The sequence below is a fragment of the Dendronalium sp. ChiSLP03b genome, from assembly GCF_034531165.2.
In the GTDB taxonomy this organism is placed as follows: domain Bacteria; phylum Cyanobacteriota; class Cyanobacteriia; order Cyanobacteriales; family Nostocaceae; genus Dendronalium; species Dendronalium minutum.
Genome location: NZ_JAVRBR020000151.1, coordinates 75,555 through 85,261 on the forward strand (window position 1 = coordinate 75,555; position 9,707 = coordinate 85,261).

At 43.3% G+C, this 9,707-nt stretch carries 8 protein-coding genes; 6 read left to right on the top strand and 2 right to left on the bottom strand.

What is annotated here, in order from left to right; translation table 11 throughout:
* Positions 1–3 precede the first annotated feature (3 nt).
* The 4 genes from RMY31_RS35590 to RMY31_RS35605 all read left to right on the top strand — a co-directional run bounded on the left by RMY31_RS35590 (position 4) and on the right by RMY31_RS35605 (position 2,958).
* A complete protein-coding gene (locus RMY31_RS35590) occupies positions 4–1,923 on the top strand; it encodes a hypothetical protein (RefSeq protein WP_409879607.1) in 1,920 nt (639 codons plus the stop codon).
* Positions 1,829–2,332, top strand: coding sequence for a hypothetical protein (locus RMY31_RS35595; protein ID WP_409879609.1), 504 nt, complete (start codon positions 1,829–1,831; stop codon positions 2,330–2,332). Before RMY31_RS35590 ends, RMY31_RS35595 begins: the two co-directional genes overlap by 95 nt.
* Positions 2,304–2,612: a hypothetical protein gene (locus RMY31_RS35600; RefSeq protein ID WP_409879611.1), complete on the top strand. Its 309-nt coding sequence runs from the start codon at positions 2,304–2,306 to the stop codon at positions 2,610–2,612. Before RMY31_RS35595 ends, RMY31_RS35600 begins: the two co-directional genes overlap by 29 nt.
* Before the next feature lie 76 nt (positions 2,613–2,688).
* Positions 2,689–2,958, top strand: a complete 270-nt coding sequence (locus RMY31_RS35605; RefSeq protein WP_409879613.1) for a hypothetical protein — start codon at positions 2,689–2,691, stop codon at positions 2,956–2,958.
* 49 nt (positions 2,959–3,007) lie between these two features.
* On the opposite strand, the gene RMY31_RS35610 is transcribed toward RMY31_RS35605, so the two are convergent.
* Positions 3,008–4,303 (bottom strand): dicarboxylate/amino acid:cation symporter, encoded by a 1,296-nt coding sequence (locus RMY31_RS35610; RefSeq protein WP_322660328.1) that lies wholly within the window; start codon positions 4,301–4,303, stop codon positions 3,008–3,010.
* A gap of 171 nt (positions 4,304–4,474) precedes the next feature.
* On the opposite strand from RMY31_RS35610, the gene RMY31_RS35615 reads away from it, so the two are divergent.
* Positions 4,475–7,105, top strand: a complete 2,631-nt coding sequence (locus RMY31_RS35615) for a DNA polymerase III subunit alpha (protein ID WP_322660329.1) — start codon at positions 4,475–4,477, stop codon at positions 7,103–7,105.
* Between the two features lie 158 nt (positions 7,106–7,263).
* Positions 7,264–7,911 (top strand): class I SAM-dependent methyltransferase, encoded by a 648-nt coding sequence (locus tag RMY31_RS35620; RefSeq protein ID WP_322660331.1) that lies wholly within the window; start codon positions 7,264–7,266, stop codon positions 7,909–7,911.
* Between the two features lie 227 nt (positions 7,912–8,138).
* Here RMY31_RS35620 and RMY31_RS35625 read toward each other — a convergent pair whose 3' ends face one another.
* Complete coding sequence (locus RMY31_RS35625; protein WP_322660333.1) at positions 8,139–9,584, bottom strand: cytochrome ubiquinol oxidase subunit I; 1,446 nt, start codon at positions 9,582–9,584, stop codon at positions 8,139–8,141.
* Positions 9,585–9,707 lie beyond the last annotated feature (123 nt).

Below are 9,707 nucleotides of genomic sequence, written 5' to 3' on the forward strand. Positions count from 1 at the left end.
GGGATGGATAATCGGCAGAATGTACGCGATTGGTTAGTAATCAGCGCCTCAGTTGCGTCTATTGGTGCGGGATTAGCTGCACCAATTTTTTTAATTCCTGGGGCGATTATTGCTGCTAGTATCTCCGGCTGGCTGCTGCGACAACTGAGGGGGCTACCCAGAAAATCAGATTTAGCCGCACAGGTACATCGCGAGCAATGGCGACAAGGGCTAGAAGCTCAATTCTCAGAGAAGTCTGGCGAACTTATTGCTACAGTTGAGCAACGCGATGCCGTGGTGCAGCAAAAAGCCCTAGAACTGCAAGCTAAGGAAAAAGGGCTAATTGAGTGGGAACAACAGCTAGTTATCGCAGAAGGCAAGCTAACTGCTGCATTGCAGCAGCAAGAGCAATATTATATTCAGCTCTTGGATGAGGTGGAAAAGGGCGCACTAGCTGAAATTCAAATGCGCGAGAACTCCATCCTCATGCTGCAACAAAAAATTATGGGGCTTGCCAACCGTCCCGACCCCAAACAAGGTTTTGCTGCTTGGGTGGCTCAAGTTTTGCTACAGGGATTAGAACAAAATGAAGTATTTTGCATTCTCAAAGGGTTTTACAAGCCTCCCGGATTGCGAGAAGTTTCGGTATGGGTAGAACTAAAACCAGGTACGCCCGCTAAAAAGCTGGAGAACATCTCTAAAGAAGTGGGAACCTGGGTCAAGTTTGGCGAACCTACTATCCTTTGGGATGCAGATGAATGCGTGTATGAATTTCAGTTCGCACCGCAAATCGATAGCTATGAAACTTCTTATGAAGTGCTGATTGATAATGAATCGGAATTGCCTGCAATTGCAGAACCAGATGACCCCAACTGGTTTATTAACACTGTCACAGACAGTAAGTCAGTTCACTTCATGATTCACGGGCCCAGTGGCGGTGGGAAGTCGGTACTGGTTGATAATCTGATGTGTGTGGGCGGGGACGAACTACAAGCTAAGACTGGCAAGAAAGTCCGCATCTTCATTATTGACCCCAAGTTCCCCGATTCTGAGTGGACTTATCGCGGTAAGCGTCTCAAGCCCCAGTATCGCCGTTGGGAACAATCGGTTGAAGGGGTGTTAGCGATGCAATCTGAGGTGAATGAGAGGCTTGATGTTGCAGCCGAGGCAGCTGAAGCAATTCCTTTGCACTTGTATGAAGACCCGGATTACATTTTGCCGTTGCCTGAGCGCGACATTGACTTTTGGGTCGTAGATGAAGCAGCAGCGCTACATACCCTTTACAAAGAGCAATGCTCAATGGCTTATCGGGGTGTACTGTGGGTAGGACGTTCAAGCTTAGTAAGGTGCATTCTAATTGGACAAAACCCCAATCCCAGCAACTACGGGTTACAAATTCCAGACCTCAACAACTGCACCCGTTTCTACTTGGGTATCACGGCACTAGAGGCGCTCGACCGATTCATCAAACCGCCACGGGAAATCAAAGCCAAACTCAAAGGACAAATATATGCGCGATTGCGAATGGTGAAAGCGAAAAAGCTGCAAGGTATCGCCGAACCACCAGAGCAATACTTTGCCCTTGTGGTTAAGGCGAACGAGCCACCCTTTGTCGCTCAACTTCCTCCACCTAAAGCCTATGCCTATGGCAATGGCGAGGCATCTCTAGGTGAGGAACAGGAAGATATTACCGACCTTGTAGAACGCGCCAGAGTCGAAGAATTAGAGCAAAATCTACGCGACCTTTTAGAATATGCCCGTAGCAAGGAAACCTGGGTTACAGGTAGTGAGTTCCGCCAAAACCGGAATCGTTACAAGCCCACGCAAACGGAAACAATCAACTCGTGGATTGAAGAACTCGAAGCGAGGGGATTTGGGGAGTGCGATCGCTCTAACCGAACGCTCAAGTACAGATATCCAGCATCGCCAGAGGAGAGGATATGAGAGTCCCGTTGCACCTAAACCTAACAGGGTTGCCACTGTCACCACTAAAGACTACTCCATCCGCTACGCCGACAACTGGGCAGAAATATCTAGAGAATGCAAGCGCCTCAACCATTACAAATGCTGCTACCCAAGCTGTCGTCGTAAGGCAGCCGAAACTCACCACGCACTGTATCTCGATAAATCTGGTGCGATCGCAGGTAGAGAAATCGCCGGAGTTCATATCTTTCCGTTGTGCGGCCAGCACCATGATGAAGCACATTGCAAAACCAACTGGGTGCGTTGCCCGAAGGGTTTGCCGCAGGCATCGCATTGCGATCCAGTTTTGAGTAACAGGAATACGACTAGGTTTTATTTGAAACTACGCCAAGGATGGCAAAATGCTAAGACTCAATCAAAAGCGGCTTGAACTTATAGCTTTATTACTGCAACAAGCCGGCGACTGCCACGATGATTTGTTAAAACAGATGCAAAGTACTTGGGGATTAACATTTGAAAAACTGAATCCTCACGAACTTTCACTGCTTTTAAGTCATTGTCTTGACTTGGTTTATGAGACAATACCTCATGCTGAATGCGACGAATCAGTAATAAATCTTGGCAGGAAAATGATTCAAATGTCTGTTCCTGAAAGTCTTGAATTGGCAGAGCTTTTGATTAACTGTCTCAAAGAGAGATATCAAGGGTGAGGCTGCTGCTCGGCAACAACGTGCATAGCGATCGCTTCAAGTTAAGTTTTGAAATTTTGAGTAAAGGAGTTAGCCAGTGCCTTATATCCTGAAATCTCATGATGAGGAAGACTCAAGCATTCCTGTCTTTTTCAGCAACAAAGAAGGTTGGTGGCAACTTGATTTAGAGCCAGAATGCTTCTACGCTTCCAAAGATGAAGCTTACGTAGACCGCATGTTTTTAAAGATGCAAGAAAGAGCGTGCAACTACAAACCCGTTTGCCCAATAACGATTTGCGAGTTGCACGAGAGCGATCGCCTCCACCTCCTGAAAAATTTTTCATCATGTAAATTAGGGCAGATTTAGGGCAGTATTTAATTTATCTCTCCAAAACTCTTACCCTTACTGAATTGTATCAATTTGTATTTACGTCCATAGAACGTGGCTTTTTGCCGTCTAGTAATGCACTAACGGTCATATCTCCCATTACATTAATTGCAGTGCGGCAGCGGTCTAGAAACCAGTCTACAGTCACCAACAAAGCTATATATTCTGTGGGCAAGCCAACGGAAGTAAACACCAAAGTCATTGTCACTAATCCGGCATTGGGAATACCTGCTGCGCCCACAGATGCAAAAATTGATGTCAACACAACAACTAACTGCTGTCCCAAATTTAGGTGTTGCCCAATCACTTGGGAAATATACAACGCAGACATCGCCTCATAAAGGGCAGTACCGTCATTATTAAAATTTGCACCAACCAACGCCCCCAAAGACGCTGAAGATTCTCTTAAGCCAACTTTTGTTTGCAAAACCTCAAAAGTGATGGGCATTGTCACTGTTGAGGAAGAAGTGGAAAAAGCAGTTAAAAAGGCATCTGCACCACCAGCTAGAAACTTGAGTGGGTTCACCCAAGAACCGATTTTGACTCTGGCAAGATAGTAGCAAGCTTGTAATGCCAGGGCCACCAGTACTGCTACGATGAATGCTGCCAAAGATTGGAAGGGGGCAAAGCCTTTTTCTGCAACGGTTTTAGCTACAATTCCAAAGACAGCGAAGGGCACTAAGGCAATCACCCAGTTGAGAATCCGGATTACAGACTCAAACAACATCCCGACGATATCCTCAACCGGCTGATATCCTGTTTTGCCTTGCGCGATTTGTTCTGATTTTAATCCCCGCAGGACTATACCAAAGCAAAGAGCAATAACAATCAGTTGAATGACATTATTATCAACTAAGGGCTTCAGGATAGCTTCTGGTACAGCATCTTTAAGCAATCCCCAAGGGTCAACTCCTCCACCTGTGATTTTTGCTTCTGGCTTGGCTAAAGTTCCCCATGTCCCCGGACGTAGAACGTTTGCTACTAAAAGTCCAATTAGTATAGCTGCTGTGGTGTTAGTTAACAGTAGCACCGCTAGTCGCCTTCCGGCTGTACCAGGAATATTCGTAGTCATGAAGGTATGCAGCACTGCTACTAGAATCAGTGGTGTAGCTAGGGCACGCAAAGCCTTCAGTACCAACTCAGCCGGAATTGCTAAATTGTTAATTAGAGCAGCGTTGCTTGGATTGGGATTGCCTGCACCAAGTGCAATTCCTAAACTGATTGCCAGTGCCAAGGCGATGACTATTTGTAACGTGAGAGGGATGCGCTGCCACCAAGGGCTAGCTTTGGTTTCAGGCGAATTATGGCTCTCTGTTTGACTCATTGCTGGATACTGGGTAACTGAACTGATGTAACTATTCAAACATCACTTTCGGAAGTGAAATTTTCGCAAACGAGTTAATCTAAGATCCCGTTGCTTAACAAAATCCTGCTCAAAGGGGTATTCGCCAGGGATGCTCCTAAAGATATAGTTGGCTTGTGCTTGGAGACGCATATGTCCTTTGTGCCATTACATATTCATAGTGACTACAGTTTGCTCGATGGGGCAAGTCAGTTACCAGAGTTAGTGGATCAAGCGATCGCACTGGGAATAAAAGCGATCGCTCTTACAGATCATGGTGTCATGTATGGTGCTGTCGAACTGATCAAAATCTGTCGCAGTAAAAATATTAAGCCAATTATTGGCAACGAAATGTATATAATTAACGGCGATATTGAAAAACAAGAACGCCGTCCCAAATATCATCAAGTTGTTTTAGCTAAAAATACTAAAGGTTATAAAAATTTAGTTAAGTTAACCACTATTTCTCACCTCAAAGGTGTACAAGGCAAAGGTATTTTTTCTCGTCCTTGCATCAATAAAGATTTACTTAAGCAATATCAAGAAGGCTTGATTGTCACCAGTGCTTGTTTGGGTGGAGAAATTCCCCAAGCAATTCTCAGTGGCAGACCAGACGCAGCTCGGAAAGTTGCTAAGTGGTATAAAGATGTATTTGGTGAAGATTATTATCTGGAAATTCAAGACCACGGTTCCCAAGAAGACAGAATTGTTAACGTTGAAATTATTAAAATTGCCAAAGAACTGGATATTAAATTTGTTGCTACCAATGATTCCCATTTTATTTCTTGTTTTGACGTTGAAGCCCACGATGCTTTGCTATGTATTCAAACTGGTAAACTAATTATTGAAGATAATCGAATGCGTTATAGCGGCACTGAATATCTTAAATCTACTGAAGAGATGCAGCTGCTATTTCGCGATCATTTGCCAGATGATGTCATTGCTGAAGCTATTGCTACTACCGAAGAAGTTGCTGATAAAGTCGAGCCTTACCATATCATGGGTGAGCCTCAGATTCCCACCCCTCCCATTCCTTCGGGTCACACTCCTGACACTTATGCAGAAGAAGTTGCTTGGCAAGGATTGTTAGAAAGATTAAATCGTAAATCCCGTAACGAAGTCGATCAAATTTACAAGGAAAGATTGGAATACGAACTTAAAATGCTTCAGCAGATGGGATTTTCCACATACTTTTTAGTTGTGTGGGACTACATCAAATTTGCCAGAGATAACAGTATTCCCGTTGGCCCCGGTCGAGGTTCAGCCGCTGGCTCATTGGTTGCCTATGCTATGCGAATTACCAATATCGATCCAGTGCATCATGGGTTACTATTTGAGCGATTCTTGAACCCCGAACGGAAATCTATGCCTGATATCGATACGGATTTCTGTATTGAAAAACGGGATAAAGTTATTGAGTATGTAACAGATAAATACGGTAAAGATAGAGTTGCCCAAATCATTACCTTTAACCGTCTGACTTCCAAAGCTGTTTTAAAAGATGTTGCCAGAGTATTGAATATTCCCTACGGGGAAGCTGACAAAATGGCGAAATTAATTCCTGTGGTGCGGGGTAAACCTACTAAACTTAAGGTGATGATTTCTGACGCAACTCCAGAACCAGAGTTTAAAGAAAAATATGATAATAACCCGCATGTTCGCCATTGGGTTGATATGGCAATGCGAATTGAAGGTACTAACAAGACTTTTGGTGTTCATGCAGCGGGTGTAGTGATTTCTGCCGAACCACTAGATGAAATTGTACCGTTACAGAGAAATAATGATGGCTCGGTGATTACCCAGTATTTTATGGAAGACCTGGAATCAATGGGCTTGTTAAAGATGGATTTTCTAGGTTTGCGGAACTTGACACTAATTCAAAAGACAATTGATTTAGTTGAACAAACTAAAGGTTATCGTATCGATCCAGATGAAATTACAGGTCAGGAAAGAAAAGCTCAGAAGATATTAGCCAAAGGCGAACATAGCACTTTGCCAAAAGATGTACAAAAATCTTATGAACTTTTAGAAGCTGGTGAGTTAGAAGGAATATTTCAATTAGAGTCTTCTGGAATGAAACAGATAGTACGAGATTTGAAACCTTCTAATATAGAAGATATTTCTTCAATTTTGGCACTTTATCGACCGGGCCCATTGGATGCAAAACTAATTCCTAAGTTTATTGACCGTAAGCATGGAAAGGAAGAAATAAAATATGAAACTCCTATTCTAGAACCAATATTGAATGAAACCTATGGAATTATGGTCTATCAAGAGCAAATTATGAAAATTGCTCAAGACATGGCTGGCTATTCTCTGGGACAAGCTGACTTGCTACGTCGCGCTATGGGGAAAAAGAAAGTTTCTGAAATGCAAAAGCAGCGAGAAAAATTTGTGGATGGCGCAGCGAAAAATGGGGTAAAAAAACAAATAGCTGAAGAACTCTTCGAGCAAATGTTGAAGTTTGCTGAATACTGCTTAAGTTATGACACAGAAGTATTGACGGTAGAATATGGCTTGATTCCCATTGGCGAGATTGTAAAAAAAGGCATTGAATGCACTGTGTACAGTGTTGATTGCAATGGCAATGTTTATACGCAACCAATTGCACAATGGCATAATCGTGGGCACCAAGAAATTTTTGAGTATTCTTTAGAAGATGGTTCGATAATTCGGGCAACAAAAGACCATAAATTTATGACTACTGATGGACAAATGCTGCCAATTGATGAAATATTTGAGCGGGGATTGGATTTGATGCAAGTGAAGGGATTACCAGAGTAAGCACTCCTACTTGCAAGCGAGGAGGGGCTTTTTTAATGAAGTTCTAATACTCGTGGCTGAAGCTTAAAGACTCATTTTTTAGTCTCAATTCCAATTATAACCCGCTAAACTGTTGGAGAAATAGTTTCAACTCAGTAGTTCTAGTGTTCAGGAAGTATATGCAAATAGCTAAGGTAATTGAGACCTACAATCAAGGAGCAGTGGATTATGAGTCGATTATGCTGCGTTACTGGAATATCGATCGCGAACCGCTTATTGCTTCTTTGCAGCTTCAGCCAGGACAAACTGTACTTGATGCGGCCGCAGGAACAGGTCTTAATTTTTCAGCCTACCCTGAAGGGGTGAGTGTCGTAGGTATCGATCTTTCAGAGAAAATGCTGGATGAAGCCCGTAAAAAGCATGTATCCGCAGACATCACTCTCAAAGTAACAGATCTGCAAAACCTGGATTTTCCTGATAATAGTTTTGATGCAGCAGCGTCGGGCTTTACCCTTTGTGTTGTTGCCGACCCAGTCCGCGCTCTTGAGGAGATTTTACGCGTTACTAAACCTGATGCTTTGATCGCCATTCTCGATTACTGCAAATCGCAAAACCCGGAGGTTCAAAAATGGCAGGAGTTAATATCTGATGCAGCTTTAGAATTAGGCTTCCCAACCGGTAAGATTAAGTGGAATGCATTGATGGATTACGACGAATTAATCTACAACAGTAAACTTCCGATTGAGGTGCTTCTGGACGAGCGTATAGAAAGCCCAAACCCATTCTCATGTGGTTGTCAATTATTGTTGAAAAACTTGAAAAGTTAAAAGTAACGCGATCGCATTCATGTAAGTTTTTGCAATCGAAGTACTGGATCGTCGTTATGATAATGCATTCCAACAGATCGAGACAGAACGGCAATATGAAGAGCAAGCGATCGCAAACAGTGAAAGTTAGGAATAGTCCAGACAATACTTAAGAGACTCACAACGCTTGCATAAGCAAGGTATGAGTTTAACACCCCGCAAGCACAGGTTTTAATGCTTACTTCAAACTACTGTTGAGCTTCTACCGGACGCTCATCAGGAACAAACTCTCCAGGAGTTGTTTCAATCGCTGGTTTGTTAACTTCAACACCAGGTATGGGCAGGTCAAAATTTGGACCTCTATGAATAATACGGCTACCAAAATAGATGTATGCAATCAGCAACAAGATGTAAGTAACCGTAAAACCTGTAAGGGATGCAAGAACATGACTAGCAGGAACATTGGAGGCGGAATCTATAGTGCGAATTTGTCGATAGAGTGTCCACGGCTGTCGCCCAACGCAACGCACAATCCAACCCGTATCAATTGCAATGAATCCTAGAGGAGCCGCAAACATCCAAGCACGCATCAGCCAACGCTGCTGAGTAATTTTCTCTGGCGAAAACTTGCTAAGTAGCCAGTAGATAACACTAACAAACATTAATCCGGCTAAGAAAAAACCAATACCAACCATGATGCGGAAAGAGTAGTATATGACACCAACCAGACGAGGACGATCTTCCGGTTTCCACTCTTTCAAACCCAGTACTGGCTCAGATAACTTTTCTTTGAATTCTAAAATGTATCCCAGTGCATTAGGAATATCAATTTCCCAGTCGTTTTTCTGTGCGTTATTGTTCGGTAACGCCAGCAGGCTCCAATCAGCAGACTCTCCAGCCGGAATTGTGTTCCACTGTGCCTCCATTGCTGCCAGTTTTTCAGGTTGATAGCGGTAGACTTGTTCAGCATTTAAATGCCCTACATAAATTTGTAAGGGAGCAACTAGGATTGCTGCTGCTAAAGCAATCTTAAAAGATTTAGAAAAGAACTCAGGATGGCGATTCCTGAGAATATACCAAGCACTAATTCCACCTACGACAAACAGAGATGTTTCTAGCGTTGCCAGGAACATATGCATAACGCTGTTCGCCATAAACGGGTTGAGGATCGCCTGAAAGTAATCGTGAACCACAAACTTACCATTGACCATCTCACCGCCAGCTGGTGTTTGCATCCAGGAACTCGCCGTCAAAATCCAAACTGTGGATAGGTTGGCACCAATCGCTACTAGAATCGTGGAAAGATAGTGAATGGTAGGATTGACACGCTCCCAGCCAAATAACATAATGCCAAGAAACGCCGCTTCTAGCATAAATGCCCAAGAAGCCTCAAACCCAATGACACTGCCAAAAAAGTTACCAACCGCCTCTGAAAAAGGTGCCCAGTTAGTACCAAACTGAAATTCCATTGGAATACCAGTTGCTACACCGACCCCAAAATTGAGGGCATACAGTTTAGCCCAAAAGCGAGCATTATAGTAATAGTCAGGATTACGGGTTTTCAACCACAATCCTTCGATGATGACTAAATAAATCCCCACGCCGGTTGTCAAGGTGGGCCAAAGCATATGGATACAAGCAGTCAGTGCAAACTGCATTCGTGACAGTACAACGGTATTTGAGAGAAATTCCATAATAAATTCTCTTGTCAAGTGGTGACGAGCAATCTTTCTCAAGATTAGTAAGCTGAACCGATCGCATCTTCATCTATCGTTAGGCTTATTGCTAAAAATTTCATTGAAATGTCTCAAACGTTG